The organism is Spongiivirga sp. MCCC 1A20706 (assembly GCF_046524175.1).
Lineage (GTDB): Bacteria > Bacteroidota > Bacteroidia > Flavobacteriales > Flavobacteriaceae > Spongiivirga.
In genome coordinates this window covers 56731-74428 of sequence record NZ_JBEFZF010000003.1, presented here as the reverse complement: position 1 = coordinate 74428, position 17698 = coordinate 56731, and the positions used below count along the sequence as shown (strand labels likewise).

The following is a 17698-nucleotide window of genomic DNA, read 5'->3' as shown; positions in this document are numbered from 1 at the left end:
CCAATTAGATATCCTTAGTTAAGCTTTTTACAAGTTTATTATCTGCTAGGAATTCTTTCAAAACAACTTTTATAACTGTATACGCCGGAACAGCTACGATCATTCCTATGACACCAAATAGCAATCCTGCAATTATGATAATCAAAAATATTTCTAATGGATGTGACTTTACACTACTTGAAAATATAAATGGTTGGCTGAAAAAGTTATCAACCAACTGAGCGATGATAAAACCAATCATCACATAAATGGTCGTTGGTAAAATAACACTGCTAAAATCTTCGCCAAGATTAGATGTCATTGAAAGTATCATTAATAAAACAGCACTAATGATTGGTCCAACATAAGGTATGAGGTTCATTAACGCACATAAAAAGGCTATTACAATGGCATTATCGATACCAAAGATTAATAAAACAATAGCGTATAGCACAAATAAGATTAAAATTTGAAAAAGAAGTCCTATAAAGTAGCGGGATAGTAACCCTTTTATTTTTTCAAATGATTTGTTAGCTCTTTTTTCCTTGCCGCTTGGTGTGAGCACCATGATGCCATCTACCAATAGATAACTGTCTTTTAAAAGAAAAAAAGCAATAAATAGTACCGAAAACAATCCGATACTAAAACTACCAAAAGCACCTACAACCGAATTCAAAAAATCTGGGATCATCTGAAAGTTGAGTTTCGATAATATATTCGACTCTTTTAAAGATTCTCTAATATCAATATTTGAATTGTCAAAATACGATTGTATTTGAAAGTATAGATCTTCCAGATTGCCATTTAACGCATCAACATCTAGTAAAGAAAGATTTCTGCCTTGTTCAATAACCAATGGAATAAACATGAAAAGTATACCTAGCAGCAAGCCGACCATAAGCAGCATGGTAGTAATTACTGCTAAAGTGTTTTTAAATTTTAGTTTATTCTTTAAAAACAAAACGATGGGTCTACCAATTAATGAAATGACAGCCGCAATCGCTATATAGCCTAAAACGGAACGTATTTGGTATAAAAAATATAACAGGATAAAAATTCCTGCCAATATACCTACAGCTCTTAAAATGCCATTGGCAATGGTTTTTGGTTTCATTTGGTCAATTTAAAAATGAAATATAGCTAATAATTTGTCAAATACGATTGATAAGCGCATTCGACAATTCATAAAGTGTAATGGCAGTTGCTTGGGAGACATTCATACTGCTATTATTACCATACATTGGAATATGAATAATCTCATTGGAAAGTGTCAAAACTGATTCGGATACACCAAAATTTTCACCACCCACAACCAATGCAATCTTTTTAAAACTGCCTAAGTCCAACTTACCTAGCGGAATACTATTTTCTGTAATTTCTAAAGCAACAACGAGGTATCCATCATTTTTTAGCATATTGATTAGGTCTTCTAAGTGATCAATATGTTTATGTGCTACGTGATCAATGGTAGCTCTGGCGGTTTTGAGTACTCTTTTTGATTGTAAATCGACGACAGCATTACACAAAAGTAATTGTTCAACACCAAAAGCATCTGCAATTCTAAATAGCGAACCGATGTTAGGCGCTAATGACACACCATCTGCTATTAGTGTTATTGGTAATTGCTTTTTTTCGAAGTTCGTATTGTAATGGGTGCGTTGTGACAACTTATTTGCGACGTATGGTGGTTTTATTAAAAGTACTCACTGTTTTTTGTTGTTGTGCTGCTATTATCGCAGGAATTGAAAATGCGAGCGCACCAAGCCAACCAAATAAATATATAAGAAAACCGCCAATGAGAATTCCAGCTACTCCAACAATAAACGATATCATTTTGCTAGGCGATGCCATTATTCTATTAAGGTGTTTTATATTTAAATGACTGCAATATTTACAACGTTCTTTTATTTCATCTTTACCAAGAAACATCTGCAGTTCTACTCGAGTGGGAGCGGAAGCTTTGATAAAATTTTCTTGTTTGCAACTATCACAATAGTAGGATAACTTCATAGGCTTAGTTTTCGAAAACGTATTGCACAATATTCGCCCCCATTCTTAGTGCCTTTAATCGCACTTCTTCGGGGTCATTATGTACTGCTGGATCTTCCCAGCCATCACCAAGATCACTTTCAACTGTAAACAACAGTACAAGTCGTCCTTCGTGAAAAATACCATATGCCTGAGGCCTCTTGCCATCGTGTTCGTGTATTTTTGGTAGTCCGGTTGGAAATTTAAATTTTTGATTAAATATCGCATGATTACCCGGCAATTCGGCTAACTCTTTATCGGGAAATACTTTTTTTATCTCTTTACTAGCATATTTAAACATCCCATAATTATCATCGATGTGAAGAAAACCACCGCTCAACAGGTAGGTGCGTAAATTTTTTGCATCATCATCATCAAATAACACGTTGCCATGCCCCGTCATATGGATAAATGGATATTGAAATATATCAATACTGCCTACTTCTACAGTTTGATTTTTAGGATTAATCTTGGTATTGATCTGCTGATTACAAAAAGAAATGAGGTTAGGCAAAGCTGTCGGATTTGAATACCAATCGCCTCCTCCTTTATATTTAAGTACTGCAATTTCCTGCGCTTTGAGTGAGGATGTTAATAACCCAATACTCATAAAAATTCCTAAAATAATGTAGCGCATTGTAAAGTATTTAAAATTTGGTGGACTAAAACCTCCAAATCAAAAATAACAATAATTGTTATGCAGAAAATACTTTTTAGGATAGTTTTAGTCTTTGTTTTAGTGGTAGGAGTAGTGCTCGTTTCTAACGCCCAAGCTCCATATAATAATGAAACTGTCATCAAAACGGAACCTGTGGTGTTACTGGAGCTATTTACTTCGCAAGGCTGTTCAAGTTGCCCGCCAGCAGATGAGTTATTGGCTGAAATAAGTGATACATATAATAACAAAAAGGTGTTTACACTGAGTTATCATGTTGATTATTGGAACTACATAGGCTGGAAAGATCCTTTTAGTAGCAAAAAGTATAGTGATAAGCAGCGATTATACGCTCAAAAATTTCAAAGCCGATCTATTTACACACCGCAAATCGTTGTGAATGGCAGTGAGCACTTTGTAGGCAGCAGCGAATACAAGTTAAAATCAGCAATAAACCGATATGCTTCTAATAACCAATTTTGGGGCGAAATTAAAATAACAAACCTTCAAGAATCAAATGGTAAGATAGAAATAAACTATGTTTATTATGGTGACTCCGATGGTAAAAACATAAGAGCGGTATTAGTTACTAAAGAAAAAACAACTCATATAAAGCGGGGTGAAAATAGAAACTTGACTTTAACCAACAGAAATATTGTGACCGCAGAATCAGAAGCTAAACTGATTACTGAAGGAGAATTAACACTACAAATACCTTCGTGGGTTAAAAATAATGATAGGTTGCAAGTAGTTCTTGTGGTAGAAAATAAAAGTTTAACTACGTTAACCGCTGTCGCGGCTGAAGTGAAATAGAATTTATTAGACTTCAGTGCTTACCAAGAATAATAACATAGTTGAGGTCATAAGTCATCTCGAACTTGGTTTTAGATTATCTTAAAATACTTGTTTTTTAACTAAGAAGTGTGAGAGCTGAAACACTTGCCTATCGTAAGGGCGGGAATTCATCTTGACTGAAATACTTATCTTATGCTGTGATGAAATAGGTGAAACTCCGAATTAACTAAGATAGAGCAGCCGACTTTATTAATAAATAGTGATTAATTATTCATTTGCTAAAGCCACCGTATGACAGGCAACTATAGCAGCAGTTTCCGTGCGCAATCTGGTTCCGCCTAAACTTACCGGTTTACACTCATTTTCCAATGCGCGTTGTATTTCATCTGCTGAAAAATCACCTTCCGGTCCTATGAGTATAATGGTATTTTCATTGGATGATACGCTATTTTTTAGCGATTTTTTTTCAACTTCATCACAATTAGCGATATAGATAGAATCTGATGTTGCTGTATTTAAGAAATCGGTATAGGAAATAACGTCATTCAACTTGGGTAGATAATACTGTAAAGACTGTTTCATTGCTGCAATAAGTATTTTTTCAAAACGTTCTTTCTTAATAACTTTTCGTTCAGAATGATCACAGATAATAGGAGTTATTTCATCAATGCCTATTTCAGTTGCTTTTTCAAGGAACCATTCATAACGATCGTTCATTTTAGTGGGTGCCACGGCAAGGTGAAGTCTATATTTACGTTTTGATTGTTTCTTGTGTGAAAGTACTTTTAATTGACACTTACGTATATCGGCAATGGCAACGGTTACTTCAAATAGAAGTCCTTTGCCGTTAGTAAAATGCAATAAATCTCCTTCTTTTTTCCGGAGTACTTTTACCAAATGCCTACTTTCTTCTTTACTGACATAAAAGTCGCGCGTTTTGATATCAAGATTAGGGTCATAAAACAATTGCATGGCCTACTTAAAAATGTGTTCTGGCTTTTGCCGTTATACGTTCATCGGCAAAACTGCCTGCCAAAAATTTAAGATACCCCACAATGGCTATCATTCCCGCATTATCTGTGGTATACTCAAATTTGGGAATAAATGTTTTCCAACCATGTATAGCTTCAGCATCTTTTAAGGACTGTCTAATTCCTGAGTTTGCTGAAACACCACCCCCGATCGCAATCTGTTTAATGCCTGTTTCTTTTGATGCCTTTTTCAATTTATCCATCAAAATATTAATAATGGTAAATTGAATCGATGCACAAATATCCTCCAGATTCTCTTCTATAAAGTTTGGGTTATTTTTTACTTCTTTTTGAATGAAATAAAGAATACCAGTCTTGAGTCCACTAAAGCTAAAATTAAGGCCATCAACTTTTGGTTTAGAAAATTTAAAAGCTTCGGGATTGCCCTGTTTTGCTAATCTGTCAATTACAGGACCCGCAGGATAATCCAAACCCAGAATCTTGCCGCTTTTATCAAAAGCTTCACCTACCGCGTCGTCTAAAGTTTCACCAATTACTTCCATTTTAAAATAATCATCAACGCTAACAATTTGTGTATGCCCCCCAGAAATGGTCATAGCTAAAAAAGGGAAATCCGGTTTTTCAAATCCTTCTTCATCGATAAAATGAGCCAGGATATGAGCTTGCATATGGTCAACATCAATAAGCGGTATATTTAAACCAATTGCTAAAGACTTTGAAAATGAGGTTCCTACAAGTAGTGACCCCATAAGTCCTGGTCCCCTAGTAAATGCTATGGCACTTAGCTCTTTTTTGTCGATATTTGCTTGGGCTAAAGCTTGGTGTACTACCGGTACAATATTTTGTTGATGTGCCCTTGAGGCTAACTCGGGTACAACCCCTCCGTATTGGGCATGAATTGCCTGATTTGCAACAACATTAGATAGTATTTTACCGTTGTGAAGTACAGCAGCAGCAGTATCGTCGCACGATGATTCAATGCCTAAAATATAAATGTCTTTTTGTTTCAAGGTGATTAAAAACGTTAAGGATTCATTAAAGCCAATAAAAGGGCACGGTCGTTGTTATCTTATTTGACAAAATTAAAATATTAAAGGCTATCAAAAAATTCAGAAAAATATTAGGTCGATTTCTTCTTGGGATCATTCTGCTTTTTTTGTTGCTTTTTATTGTTCTTAATATTCCGTTTGTGCAAACCTATTTTGCAAGAAAAGCAACCAATAGTATTAACAAAGAGTTTGGCACAAGCATTAACATAGGAAAGGTTGGTCTTAGCCTTACAGGGAACGCCGATATAAAGGACATTTATATTGAGGACTACAAGAAAGATACACTTATTTATATTCAGAATCTAGAGGCTTCTTTGCTTAGTGTTAAAAATGCAATTGACGGCAAGCTTGAGTTTGGTAGTATTGATATTGACGGGCTGTACTTCAATTTAAAAACTTACGAAGAAGAGGACTTTACCAATCTTGATGTTTTTGTTGAGAAGTTAGATACTCCTTCAGAATCGGATGAACCTTCTTCTTTTTTATTCGTTTCAGACGATATTGGTTTAGAAAATGGAATTTTTAAACTGGTTGACGAAAACTTAGAAACCGAGGATGTACTTAATTTTAAAAATCTTTATGCCCAACTCAGTGATTTTAAAATTAGTGGGCCTAATGTAACAACTGATATTAATCAAATGTCATTTGTAGATCAACGAGGGTTGCAAATGCAACAACTACAGGCTAAATTTTCATATAGCTTATCGCAAATGCGTTTTGATGATTTGCAAATTAATACCGAGGCTTCTGAGGTAAATGGTGTTTTGGTTTTTGATTACAAGCGAGAAGACATGGCAGATTTTACTGATAAGGTTAAGGTCAACGGTAATTTCACCAGCTCAAAAATAAGTTTTAATGAGATCAATTTATTTTACAATCAATTTGGTTTAGGTGAGGCATATTTTAATACGGATTTTACCGGTACATTAAATGAGTTAGAGTTAAAAAAACTCAACTTGGTTTCCTCCAATACCCGCATAAAAGGGGATATGTATTTTAAAAATATATTCAACAGCACGCGTCAGTTTTATATGGAGGCAGACTTGTCGCAGTTAAGTTCAAATTATTATCAATTAAAACGATTATTACCTGATCTTTTAGGGAAAACACTGCCCTCAAGCTTCGAGAAGTTGGGTCAATTCAACATAAAAGGAAATACAATTATTTCTGAAAGTATGATCGATGCAAACTTGACAGTTGATACACGCATTGGGCGCTCAGTCTCTAATTTGACTTTAACTGATATCGAAAACATTGATAATGCATCGTATCAAGGGGTTGTTGAATTAAAAAGTTTTGATCTCGGTGATTTTTTAAATGATCCCATTTTAGGTGAAGCTACATTAAAGTTGAATGTTGATGGCAAGGGTTTTGTCCAAGAAAGTCTGAATACCGAAATTATTGGTACGGTTGATACATTAAAGTTTAATAACTACAAATACAAAAATTTAGAAGTTTCCGGAGTTTTAAAAGATCAGCTTTTTGATGGCTTTTTGCAATCTAATGATCCCAACTTAAAGTTGCGTTTTGATGGTTTGGCTGATTTATCTAATGATCAGAATCAGTTTGATTTTAAAGCGAACGTTGGCTATGCTAATTTAAACGTGCTGAACTTTGTAAAAAGAGATAGTCTTTCAATTTTTAAAGGAGATATTGATATTAACACCGTCGGAACGAATCTAGATAATATGGCTGGTACACTAAGTTTTAAAAAGACAGTGTATCAAAATCAAAACGACCAATATGTTTTTAATGATTTTAAAGTCACTAGTGCATTTAAAGATAGTATTCGAACCCTTACAATAGACTCACCTGATATTGTAAACGGCAAGCTGTCCGGACGATTTTCATTTAATGAACTTGGTAAGCTAATACAAAACTCTGTGGGTAGTATCTATGCTAACTATAATCCGCATCAGGTGAACACCGGGCAATTTATCGATTTCAATTTTATCGTTTATAATAAGATTGTCGAAGTGTTTTATCCCGAATTGAAGTTTGGTCCTAACACCATTATTCAAGGAAAAATTGCTGCTGATGATGGTAATTTTAAACTGAATTTTCGTTCACCGCGTATTGATGTATTCGACTATATGATGGATAAAGTAAGTGTCCAGATTGATAACAAAAACCCGCTTTTTAATACCGCTATTCAAGTAGGAAAAATTGATGCTGGATTTTATCAAGCAAGTGATTTTGACCTGATAAATAAAACACTTCGTGATACACTGTTTTTTAAAACAAATTTTAACGGAGGTAAACAGGATAATGATCTTTACAACTTAAGTTTTTACCATACAATTGACGACAAGAATAGATCCGTAGTGGGTATCCAAAGGTCGGAGGTCGACTTTAAAGGCAATCGATGGTATATAAATAAAGAACGGGACCGTAAAAATCGCGTGGTACTTAATAAAACACTAGATACTATTAGTATTGAAGATATAAGCATGAACCATGAAGATGAGTATATTAATATTCGTGGTATCATGTTAGATAGCACATATAAGGATATTGGTGTTGGTTTTAAAGTAGTCGACTTAAATAAAATTACGCCTGAAGTTGACAGTTTAAGGCTTGACGGAGTAGTTGATGGTAAGATCAACATATTGCAGCGTCAAGGTATATATTTGCCTAATTCTCGGATGGTTATTTCCAATTTTAAGGTTAATAAACATGAGTATGGTAATTTCTTGGTTGATATACAAGGTGATGAGCGTCTGCGAGATTTTGTTGTGAACGCTTCGATTTCGAATAAGGACACAAAGCCATTATTTATCAAAGGCGGTATCAACAAAAAAAGACAAGGATACGTTTATGACCTAGATCTGGAACTCGATAAATTTTTGATTAACCCGTTCAGTGCTTTGGGTGAAGATGTAATACAGCGAATTCGTGGTGAAGCTACTGGAAAGGCCAAGGTATCGGGTGCTATGGACCGACCTATGATCAATGGATACTTAGAACTAGATAATGCAGGGATTTACCTCCCAGATTTAAATGTTGACTTGGCGATGGATAAAGCTTCGACCATTCAGTTAAGAGAAGAAAGTTTTGTATTCGATAATGTGAGTATTACTGATACGAAATATCTTACTAGAGGAGTAGTAGATGGTAGTATTTCTCATACTTATTTTGATGATTGGCGACTCGATTTGGAAGTTTTGGCACCGCGAAGATTAATGGTTTTTGACATTCCTAAAGGAGAGGACGCTTTATACTACGGAACTGCATTTATCAGTGGTAATGGTAATATATATGGTCCTATCGATGCATTGACAATAAAAGCTGAAGCTCGATCTGAGTCAGGTACTTCAATAAAAATTCCGATTGATGATACTGCAAGTGTGGGCGATGAGTCGTTTATTACCTTCATTGATAAAAACCAGCTAAGAGAGGATGGCGAGCGTCGGGTGGTCGACGATATTCAAGGTATAGAAATGGAATTTGATCTCGACATTACTACGGATGCTGAAGTAGAGGTTGTGATTGATCAGGAGACTGGGAGTAAACTTTCTGGACGAGGTGTAGGTTTATTGTTAATGGAGATTAATACCAATGGTAAGTTTAATATGTACGGTAGTTTCGCTGCCTATGAAGGAATTTATAATTTTAGAACACTTGGCGGACTGTATACTAGAGATTTTATAGTACAACCCGGGGGTAATATCGACTGGAGTGGCGATCCCTATGGGGCGCAATTGACTAATATGACCGCTATTTACAGCTTAGAAGCGAATCCAGCAGTATTGTTGGCTAATGGTCAAGATTTTAATAGAAAAATACCCACCGAAGTATCCGTTTCTTTGGATGGAAGTTTAGATTCTTTTACACCAACTTTCGATATCGATTTCCCGAATGCAAGTGGTATTGTAAAATCGGAGTTACAGTTTAGTCTGCAGGACGAAGATCAAAAACAATTACAGGCTTTGTCGCTAATTACTCAAGGTGTTTTCATTGATCAAGTAAGTATTTCTCAACAAGCGATTACAGGTAATTTATTTCAAACGGCCAGTAATGTATTTAATGATCTTATTTCAGGTGATGATGAGGTAGTGCAATTGGGTGTAAATTTTGATCAAGGTGATAGAACTGGACTTACCAATTTGAGAACCGAAGATAGACTAGGTTTTACTTTAAGTACAAAAATTAGCGACCGCATTTTATTAAACGGAAAGTTTGGGGTGCCGGTGGGCGGCGTTAGCCAGACTGTAGTAGTAGGAAATGTGGAAGTCGATATTTTATTAAACCAAGACGGATCATTACGTGCTAAAGTTTTTAATCGCGAAAATGAATTGCAATTTGCCCAAGTGGCAGAAAATATTGGTTATACCCAAGGTATTGGGTTGTCCTATGAATATGATTTTGATACCTTCAAGGAATTACTTCAAAAAATCTTTAAAAAGGCCGATAAAGCAGCTAAGAAAAAGCAAAAAAACAAGCGTAAAAAAGATTCAGTTGTTGAACCGGCTCTTGTAAATTTCCGCGCAAAAAAAACAAGATCTAATGACTAGATAAGATGCTTGGTTTGTAGAGATGCTTAAATATTAATCTACCAAATATATTGTTTCCAATCGATATGCTTCTGAACTGCTATTTGAGCACTTTCAAAATAAATTATTATTAACGAAATCGTTTAAGGTTTAAATATCGATTAATTCTTGCTCCTTGTGGCTGATATATTCTGCTAAGTTTGGTAATTTTGATATTCAATTCATATTTAATGTCTAAAAAAGTTAGCAGAATTGGGGTGATGACCTCTGGTGGGGATGCTCCAGGAATGAATGCGGCCATAAGAGCTGTAGTTCGTGCATGTGCTTATCATCAGGTGGAATGTGTTGGTATTTACCGAGGGTATCAAGGTATGATCGAAGGAGATTTTGTCGATATGGATGCTCGTAGTGTTCGCGGTATTATCAATAAAGGGGGTACCATTTTGAAGTCGGCTAGGTCAAAACAATTTATGACTCCCGATGGTCGTAAAAAAGCCTACCGACATTTGATGTCTAAAGGGATTGAAGCCTTAGTGCTAATTGGTGGTGATGGAACGTTTACAGGAGGTATGGTCTTTAATGAAGAATATAAATTTCCTGTTTTAGGGATACCAGGAACCATTGACAATGACATTTATGGAACTGCATTTACACTTGGGTATGATACTGCTCTTAACACGGTGGTAGAAGCTATCGATAAAATCAGAGATACAGCTAGTTCACATGACCGCTTATTTTTTATAGAAGTTATGGGGCGTGATGCTGGCGATATCGCACTGAATTCTGGAATTGCTGGTGGAGCGGAGGAGATTTTGATTCCAGAAGAAGATATAGGACTCGATGTATTATTAGAATCCCTAAAACGCAGTAAAAGCTCTGGAAAATCTTCAAGCATTGTCGTGGTAGCGGAGGGTGATAAAATCGGAAAGAATGTCTTTGAATTAAAAGACTATGTCGAGGAAAACCTTCCACTGTATGATGTACGAGTATCCGTCTTAGGACACATGCAACGCGGTGGAGCCCCCTCTTGCTATGATCGTGTTTTAGCAAGCCGAATGGGGGTAAAGGCAGTGGAGAGTTTGTTAGAAGGTAAATCAAATTACATGGTAGGAATCAATAATAACAAACTTGATTTAACCCCACTTGACAAAGCAGTTAAGGGAACACATACAATAAATAAAGAATTACTAAGGGTTTCAGACATTATGTCGACCTAAACTTAATACTAAGATTAATAATATGGCAACAGTAAAAATTGGAATTAACGGATTTGGAAGAATAGGACGCTTGGTTTTTAGAGCATCTTTAAACCGTGACAATATAGAAGTAGTAGCGATTAACGATTTACTTGATGTAGATCATTTGGCATACTTATTAGAATACGATTCTGTTCATGGTCGTTACGATGGTACTATCGAAGTTAAAGATGGTAATTTAATCGTTGACGGAAAGACTATTCGTATTACTGCAGAAAGAGACCCAAAGAACTTAAAGTGGGATGCGGTTGGCGCTGAAATCGTAGCAGAATGTACTGGTATTTTTACCACACTTGAAACCGCAGACCTCCATATTCAAGGGGGTGCTAAAAAGGTGGTAATCTCAGCACCTTCTAAAGATGCACCAATGTTTGTTATGGGCGTAAATAACCATGAGTTAAAAGCATCTGATACCATCATTTCAAATGCATCTTGTACCACTAACTGTTTGGCTCCGATCGCTAAAGTGTTAAATGATAACTTCGGAATCGAAGAAGCATTAATGACTACAGTTCATGCAACAACTTCAACGCAGTTTACCGTTGATGGTCCTTCGCGCAAAAATTATCGATTAGGTCGTTCGGCATTAGCTAATATCATTCCATCTACTACAGGTGCTGCAGTGGCAGTTACCAAGGTGATACCTTCCTTGAAAGGAAAGCTTACGGGTATGGCATTTAGAGTCCCCACTCCTAATGTATCTGTTGTAGACTTAACCGTTCGTTTATCAAAAGACACCTCTTATGATGCTATTAAGAAGGCAATGAAAGATGCTGCTGACGGCGACTTGGCAGGAATTTTGGGATATACTGATGAACCTGTTGTTTCTACCGATTTTGTATCTGATGCACGCACCAGCATTTTCGATGCCGAAGCGGGTATTGCATTAAACGATCGTTTTTACAAGATTATTTCTTGGTATGACAACGAATTTGGTTACTCAAATAAATTATTAGACTTAGTGGCACACGCTGCAAGTTTGTAAAAAGGAACTATACAATCTAATTCCCGTTTATCGGATTATTTTCAATAAACGGGAATTTTTCTTTTAGCCATTATGATATTAATTGCTGACAGCGGATCAACCAAAACAGATTGGATTGCAATAAGTGCAAACGGAGAAACCTTGTTTCAAACACAAACGTTAGGGCTAAATCCACAGGTACTTACCCGTGAAATAATTCGTGAACGCATTATTAATAACTTCGAACTTTATCAGCATAAAGACGAGGTTACTGATGTATACTTCTATGGCGCAGGCTTAGGAGTTGAACGCCCTAAAGAACGCATCAATGATGTTTTTGGCGAATTTTTTACAACAGCAAAACTTCATATTAAAGAAGATACTTATGCGGCTTTATATTCAGTTTTAAAGAATGATGAGCCGTGTATCGTTTGTATTTTGGGTACAGGATCTAACTGTAGTTATTATGATGGATCAACCGTTCATCAAAAGGTAATTTCCTTAGGTTATATTTTAATGGATGACGCTAGCGGTAATTACTTTGGAGGTGAAATGATACGAGATTATCATTTTAACAAAATGCCGGAGCATTTAGCCGAAAAATTCGAAGCGCAGTATGAGTTATCGGCTGAATCGGTTAAAACACATTTATATAGGGAACCGAATCCAAATACATATTTAGCAACCTTTGCTCGTTTTTTAATTGAGAATAAAGATGAGGACTATTCTCAAAAATTAATCAAAAAAGGACTTCAGCTATTTGTAGATAATCAAATTACTCAATATGAAGATTGCCATGAAATCCCTGTACACTTCGTAGGATCTATTGGTTTCTATTTGGAAAAGGAACTCCGTGAAGTTTTAAAAGAAAACAATATCAAACCCGGTACAATTCTCAAGGCTCCTATTGAAGGTCTAGTAAATTACCACTTAAGAAATAAGATGCGCGCTTAGAAAATAATTTTATTTAATAGCGATCATTGAAATTTCAACATTCACAAACTTCGGTAAGTTAGCCACTTCAATTGTTTCTCTGGCTGGTGCAGTTTGTTCATCAAAATACCCAGCGTAAACCGCATTTACTTCGCTAAAATTATTCATATCAGAAAGAAAAATCGAAGTTTTTACAACATTCTCAAAGGTCATTTCTGCAGCATACAAAACTGCTTCTAGATTTTTCATTACTTGTTTTGTTTCCTCCTCAATGGAATCTGTTATTAACTCCATACTTACGGGGTCAAACGCTATTTGACCCGACATGTATAAGATGTTGTCTGAAAGAATTGCTTGATTGTAAGGGCCTATTGGTGCAGGAGCTTGGTCGGTGGTGATTACTTTTTTCATTTTTGTACTGTACTTATTGTAGATTTTTAATTTCTATAAACTCTTAACTTATAACCTTCTATCTGGTTGCGCTTGTTTGTCATATTTAATATCTTGAAGGAAGCTGGACTTAATACCTATAAAGAAACTCCAATTAACGCGGGTATCAAATGGACTCCATGTAAAATCCATTCTCCAACTTTTTAAATCACGACCAAAACGTAACTGGGTCGATGTGATCCCATTTCGTACAAAATCGTAACCGCTATTAAAACCTATATTCCATTGTGGAGTAAGATCTACCGTACCGCTGAATTGTAGTGAATGAGCACTAATATTCCTTTCCCGATTTCGATTACTGTAATTAAAGCTATGGCGTATACTTAATCGCCACGGGACCACAGATCGATAGTATGATTCACTACCGTCTTCTTTTTTGTTCTTTTCTTGGCCTTCGAACCGATCTCTAAAGTCAGTATCCTTTCCGAAAAAGGAAGCACTTTCTTCTGCGCCAAGGTCATAGGTGGTTTCTCCTTCTCGACCTGCCGGTTGTTTTTTGCTGCCTTTTTTAAAATCTTCATTGCTGAACGAATAGCTATAACTTGCCCTTGCTGCCGTAAGTCTGAATAGGCTTCCTCCATTATCAATATTAAATTTTTCTATACGCCTACCGTTGTTGTCAATCGCATAAGGATCAAGTACACCTCCAAATGATAAGTTTAACTTTTGATTAAAAAGTGGGATGGTTCCTGTAAAGTTAACAGGACTCCATCGAAGTGAATCTGCAGCAATGTTATAGTTGGTTGAAAAGTTTAAATTATTCAGCAGTTTTATTTTTTTGGGTTCGGTGGCGGTAGTGTCCTTATCTCTGACCTTTGCTTCAAAATTATTACTGACTGTGAATCCAATAGAACTGGATTTGTTTTTACCGGGCGCTCGAAATAAACTAATATCGAACGGACTATACTCTCTTAAATTACCTTCGGCATCAACAACGTATTCATCAAAAAACTGTGAGAATCCAGGATTCAAAGAATAACTTATTCTAGGCGCTATCGTATGTCGTATTGCTTGTATTTTTTTGTCATCACCAAAATTAAAGGTGCCGTAAATGGTGGTACCAATGCCGGCACTAAAGTTATATCTTCTGTGTGATTCAAAACCAGATATGGTATCGGCAACCGCTTCAATATCATCCGTCAAGTCGTCGGGAGTACCATTGTTGTCATAATCTGAAAACCGTAAGGTTTCAAAAACCCATGATTCTTCGTAGTTAGTACCCATGGTAACACTCAAATGCTTAAATAACTTAAAATTGGTACTAACAGGGATGCGATGCTGTACCCCAAGCCGGGCATTGTCAAACATTTCCTTTTTAAAGAAAAGAGAGTCTGCTGTTCGTATGGTATTCGAACCATTCACAGTGTACTGAAAGTTGAGATTCTTTATAATCCCTTTTTTTGAACCTGATCTGCTAACAAACGGATATATGCGCTCCATGTTTGCCTGAAATGTTGGCAATGTCATATCAATAGTTTGTGTACGGTTATTTTGACTATGTGTGGCTGTTAGGGATAAATTTACAGAGGGATAGGCTGGAAATGTTTTTGAATAACTTACAGATGATTGCGTTTGGTTAGTCGCTCGATCAGCAACAGTATTAATGCTCTGCGATTCTGTAAAGAAATTGCTACTCGATATATTTACATTAGCGCTAAATGTAGAATTAGGGCTAGCCTTTGGATCTTTACTATGATTCCAGCTGATTCTGTACAAAGTACTCCTAGAAAAATCTGGGAAACCTCGCTGACTTCTCACCTGGTTTTGATATTGCAGATTAATGCCACCACGAAATTTATATCTCAAAGCATATTTGCTATCTAAGCGAAGTCCATAGCTTCCGTTAGTAAAGTAATCACCCAATAAGGCAATATCGGCATATTCATTAATTACTTGATAATATCCCAAACCTTGTAAAAAATACCCCTGGTCACCACGCTCTCCGAAGGTAGGGAATAAGATACCCGAAATCGATTTTTCATTACTAAGTGGAAAATATGCAAATGGAAGCCCAATTGGAGTGGGAACATCAGCAATATACATATTAGTAAATCCGGTAATAATCTTCTTTCGGGGGACCATTTTGATCCTTCTTGAAAAGAAATAATATTCAGGATTATCAAGATCTTCAGAGGTGGTAAATTTGGCATTTTTTATAAACACTACGGAGTCGTTCTCTTTTTTGGTCATCTCGCCAAAAACATTAAAATCATTTTGGGCAGTGCGACTATTCCATATCAGCGCTTTCTCCGTATCAAAATTGAAGCGAATGGAATCCGGCTCAACTACATTTTGCCCCTGTTTAAAGTAAGGGTATTGCGTTAAGGTTCCTGTGCTATCCTTTATTCTACCGGCATACACTTCATTTTTACCATAATCTAGTATGATAATACCGGCTTTTAATTCAGTATCCTGATAGTATAATTCGGCTTCATCGTATAAATAAATCTTGTTTTCTTTCCGACTTATTTTAGTGTATTCTTTAGCCTTATATCGTATTTTATCTAGCAAAATGGGCTGTTTTTGCTTTGTTGTATCGATCTTTGTGGTATCAGTTACCACGGCAGGAACAAGACCCAGACTGTCTTTTTTAATCGAAATACTGTCTTTGACTTTAGGTTGCTCCAGCTTTTTTTCTTTTGGAGGCTCTTGGGCTAGCGCCGTAAGGCAAAAAAGTAGTAACCCGAAGGTACTGTATATGTAGCGTTTAGTTATTTGCAACACGAATTATACAATATTAAAGTATGGCGCGATTGTTGGAGTGTCAAACATACATATATTTTTTTGTCAATTGTTAATAGAAGTACTAATAGTTTGATAAAAAGTGTTCATAACGAGTTAATAAAAAATGGGCTCCTCGACCAAGTGAAATTAAAATTGTAGTAATATCGTTGGAGCGTAGAAGCTCTTGTTTAATGTTGTTTCAGGTGAAGTTGAAAATTTTATATAGCATCGGTGTTATTCTTAGTGTGTTGGTTTTTGCATCATTCGGCATCAAAAAACCTGCCAAAAGTGATTTGTTTACCATTGTGTTAGATGCGGGGCATGGAGGAAAAGACGGTGGAAATCTAGGGGCAGGAAACAAATATCGAGAAAAGACAGTCGCACTTAATATTGTTCTTGAAGTTGGTCGTATTCTAGAAAAACAGCCTGATATTAAGGTGATTTATACAAGAAAAACCGACGTTTTTGTCGATTTATATAAAAGAGGAGAAATAGCGAATCGCGCAAATGCTGATCTTTTTGTTTCTGTACATTGTAATGCGCACAGCAGTCAGGCATTTGGAACAGAAACCTTTGTTCTTGGGTTACATGGTAACAAGCAAAATTTTGAAGTTGCCAAAAAAGAGAACGAAGTAATTTACATGGAAGATGACTACGAAATGAATTACGAAGGTTTTGATATCAACTCGCCTGAATCTATGATTGGTCTTACCCTAATGCAGGAAGAATATCTTGATCAAAGTATTAATCTTGCCAGTACCATTCAAAAGAACTTTAAGACAAAACTGAAACGTAAGGATAGAAGCGTAAAACAGGCGGCTTTTATCGTTTTGCACCAAACATATATGCCTAGTGTATTAATTGAAACAGGCTTTTTAACAAATAAATCTGAGGGTAAATATTTAAACTCTACTAAAGGACAAAAAGAAATTGCCACTTCAATTGCGAACTCAATTCTTTCTTATAAAAATGAGGTAGATGAGTTTGTGGGAGATCAAATTTTTGATAAAGCAGAGGAAGAGATGCAGGTTATTGAAAAGGAAACAGAAGAAGATGCGCCTGTTTTATTCAAGATTCAATTAGCAGCCAGTAAAAATAACTTAGAAACTAAACCTTTTAATTTTAAAGGGCTTGAGCCTATTTCTAAAGAAAAGTATAAAGATTTTTATCGGTATTTGTATGGTAGTACTTCAGACTATAAAAAAGCAAAACTGCTTCAGAAAAAAGCGACCGAAAAGGGATATCCCTCTTGTTACATAGTTGCTTATAAGGATGGGGAAAAAATACCCATTAATCAGGCGATTAAAGCGTTACAAAAATCTAAATCACTTACTTCTAATAATGGGCGTTAATGCTTAGCCGTTATAAAGACTTTTACTT

The 17698-nt window shown here is 35.9% G+C and carries 14 protein-coding genes; 6 read left to right on the top strand and 8 right to left on the bottom strand.

Going from position 1 to position 17698, the window contains the following annotated elements; genetic code table 11:
* Nucleotides 1–4 precede the first annotated feature (4 nt).
* Genes ABN763_RS08205 through ABN763_RS08190 form a run of 4 tightly spaced genes read right to left on the bottom strand, consistent with a single transcriptional unit; the run spans nucleotide 5 to nucleotide 2644 of the window.
* Nucleotides 5–1093, bottom strand: coding sequence for an AI-2E family transporter (locus tag ABN763_RS08205; protein ID WP_410484970.1), 1089 nt, complete (start codon nucleotides 1091–1093; stop codon nucleotides 5–7).
* A gap of 37 nt (nucleotides 1094–1130) precedes the next feature.
* Nucleotides 1131–1646, bottom strand: coding sequence for a TrmH family RNA methyltransferase (locus ABN763_RS08200; RefSeq protein WP_410484969.1), 516 nt, complete (start codon nucleotides 1644–1646; stop codon nucleotides 1131–1133).
* A gap of 1 nt (nucleotide 1647) precedes the next feature.
* Entirely contained in the window at nucleotides 1648–1989 is a 342-nt protein-coding gene (locus ABN763_RS08195) for a GlsB/YeaQ/YmgE family stress response membrane protein (protein WP_410484968.1), read from the bottom strand.
* Nucleotides 1990–1993: 4 nt separating this feature from the next.
* Nucleotides 1994–2644 carry a DUF4159 domain-containing protein gene (locus ABN763_RS08190; protein ID WP_410484967.1) on the bottom strand — a complete coding sequence of 217 codons (651 nt, stop codon included), beginning with the start codon at nucleotides 2642–2644 and terminating at the stop codon, nucleotides 1994–1996.
* Between the two features lie 60 nt (nucleotides 2645–2704).
* On the opposite strand from ABN763_RS08190, the gene ABN763_RS08185 reads away from it, so the two are divergent.
* Nucleotides 2705–3475 (top strand): DUF1223 domain-containing protein, encoded by a 771-nt coding sequence (locus ABN763_RS08185; protein ID WP_410484966.1) that lies wholly within the window; start codon nucleotides 2705–2707, stop codon nucleotides 3473–3475.
* Between the two features lie 249 nt (nucleotides 3476–3724).
* On the opposite strand, the gene ABN763_RS08180 is transcribed toward ABN763_RS08185, so the two are convergent.
* Entirely contained in the window at nucleotides 3725–4429 is a 705-nt protein-coding gene (locus ABN763_RS08180; RefSeq protein ID WP_410484965.1) for a 16S rRNA (uracil(1498)-N(3))-methyltransferase, read from the bottom strand.
* A 7-nt stretch (nucleotides 4430–4436) separates the two neighbouring features.
* A complete protein-coding gene (gene tsaD, locus ABN763_RS08175) occupies nucleotides 4437–5459 on the bottom strand; it encodes a tRNA (adenosine(37)-N6)-threonylcarbamoyltransferase complex transferase subunit TsaD (RefSeq protein WP_410484964.1) in 1023 nt (340 codons plus the stop codon).
* 179 nt (nucleotides 5460–5638) lie between these two features.
* Between tsaD and ABN763_RS08170 the strand changes: the two genes are divergently transcribed.
* The 4 genes from ABN763_RS08170 to ABN763_RS08155 all read left to right on the top strand — a co-directional run bounded on the left by ABN763_RS08170 (nucleotide 5639) and on the right by ABN763_RS08155 (nucleotide 13165).
* Entirely contained in the window at nucleotides 5639–10012 is a 4374-nt protein-coding gene (locus ABN763_RS08170) for a translocation/assembly module TamB domain-containing protein (protein WP_410484963.1), read from the top strand.
* Nucleotides 10013–10221: 209 nt separating this feature from the next.
* Nucleotides 10222–11208 (top strand): 6-phosphofructokinase, encoded by a 987-nt coding sequence (gene pfkA / locus ABN763_RS08165; RefSeq protein WP_410484962.1) that lies wholly within the window; start codon nucleotides 10222–10224, stop codon nucleotides 11206–11208.
* Between the two features lie 22 nt (nucleotides 11209–11230).
* On the top strand, nucleotides 11231–12232 hold the full coding sequence (gene gap / locus ABN763_RS08160) for a type I glyceraldehyde-3-phosphate dehydrogenase (RefSeq protein WP_410484961.1): 1002 nt from the start codon (nucleotides 11231–11233) through the stop codon (nucleotides 12230–12232).
* Nucleotides 12233–12304: 72 nt separating this feature from the next.
* Nucleotides 12305–13165: an N-acetylglucosamine kinase gene (locus ABN763_RS08155; RefSeq protein ID WP_410484960.1), complete on the top strand. Its 861-nt coding sequence runs from the start codon at nucleotides 12305–12307 to the stop codon at nucleotides 13163–13165.
* A gap of 9 nt (nucleotides 13166–13174) precedes the next feature.
* Here ABN763_RS08155 and ABN763_RS08150 read toward each other — a convergent pair whose 3' ends face one another.
* Together ABN763_RS08150 and ABN763_RS08145 are read right to left on the bottom strand one after the other, a co-directional pair.
* On the bottom strand, nucleotides 13175–13555 hold the full coding sequence (locus ABN763_RS08150; protein WP_410484959.1) for a Rid family detoxifying hydrolase: 381 nt from the start codon (nucleotides 13553–13555) through the stop codon (nucleotides 13175–13177).
* A gap of 48 nt (nucleotides 13556–13603) precedes the next feature.
* Complete coding sequence (locus tag ABN763_RS08145) at nucleotides 13604–16318, bottom strand: putative LPS assembly protein LptD (protein ID WP_410484958.1); 2715 nt, start codon at nucleotides 16316–16318, stop codon at nucleotides 13604–13606.
* A gap of 203 nt (nucleotides 16319–16521) precedes the next feature.
* On the opposite strand from ABN763_RS08145, the gene ABN763_RS08140 reads away from it, so the two are divergent.
* Nucleotides 16522–17670, top strand: a complete 1149-nt coding sequence (locus ABN763_RS08140) for an N-acetylmuramoyl-L-alanine amidase family protein (protein ID WP_410484957.1) — start codon at nucleotides 16522–16524, stop codon at nucleotides 17668–17670.
* The last annotated feature ends 28 nt before the right edge of the window (nucleotides 17671–17698 follow it).

What these genes read in the sequence shown, in the direction of transcription:
- ABN763_RS08205 (WP_410484970.1), bottom strand. Translation starts at nt 1,093, where the DNA reads ATGAAACCAAAAACCATTGCCAATGGCATTTTAAGAGCTGTAGGTATA.
- ABN763_RS08195 (WP_410484968.1), bottom strand. Translation starts at nt 1,989, where the DNA reads ATGAAGTTATCCTACTATTGTGATAGTTGCAAACAAGAAAATTTTATC.
- ABN763_RS08190 (WP_410484967.1), bottom strand. Translation starts at nt 2,644, where the DNA reads ATGCGCTACATTATTTTAGGAATTTTTATGAGTATTGGGTTATTAACA.
- ABN763_RS08185 (WP_410484966.1), top strand. Translation starts at nt 2,705, where the DNA reads ATGCAGAAAATACTTTTTAGGATAGTTTTAGTCTTTGTTTTAGTGGTA.
- ABN763_RS08180 (WP_410484965.1), bottom strand. Translation starts at nt 4,429, where the DNA reads ATGCAATTGTTTTATGACCCTAATCTTGATATCAAAACGCGCGACTTT.
- pfkA (WP_410484962.1), top strand. Translation starts at nt 10,222, where the DNA reads ATGTCTAAAAAAGTTAGCAGAATTGGGGTGATGACCTCTGGTGGGGAT.
- gap (WP_410484961.1), top strand. Translation starts at nt 11,231, where the DNA reads ATGGCAACAGTAAAAATTGGAATTAACGGATTTGGAAGAATAGGACGC.
- ABN763_RS08155 (WP_410484960.1), top strand. Translation starts at nt 12,305, where the DNA reads ATGATATTAATTGCTGACAGCGGATCAACCAAAACAGATTGGATTGCA.
- ABN763_RS08150 (WP_410484959.1), bottom strand. Translation starts at nt 13,555, where the DNA reads ATGAAAAAAGTAATCACCACCGACCAAGCTCCTGCACCAATAGGCCCT.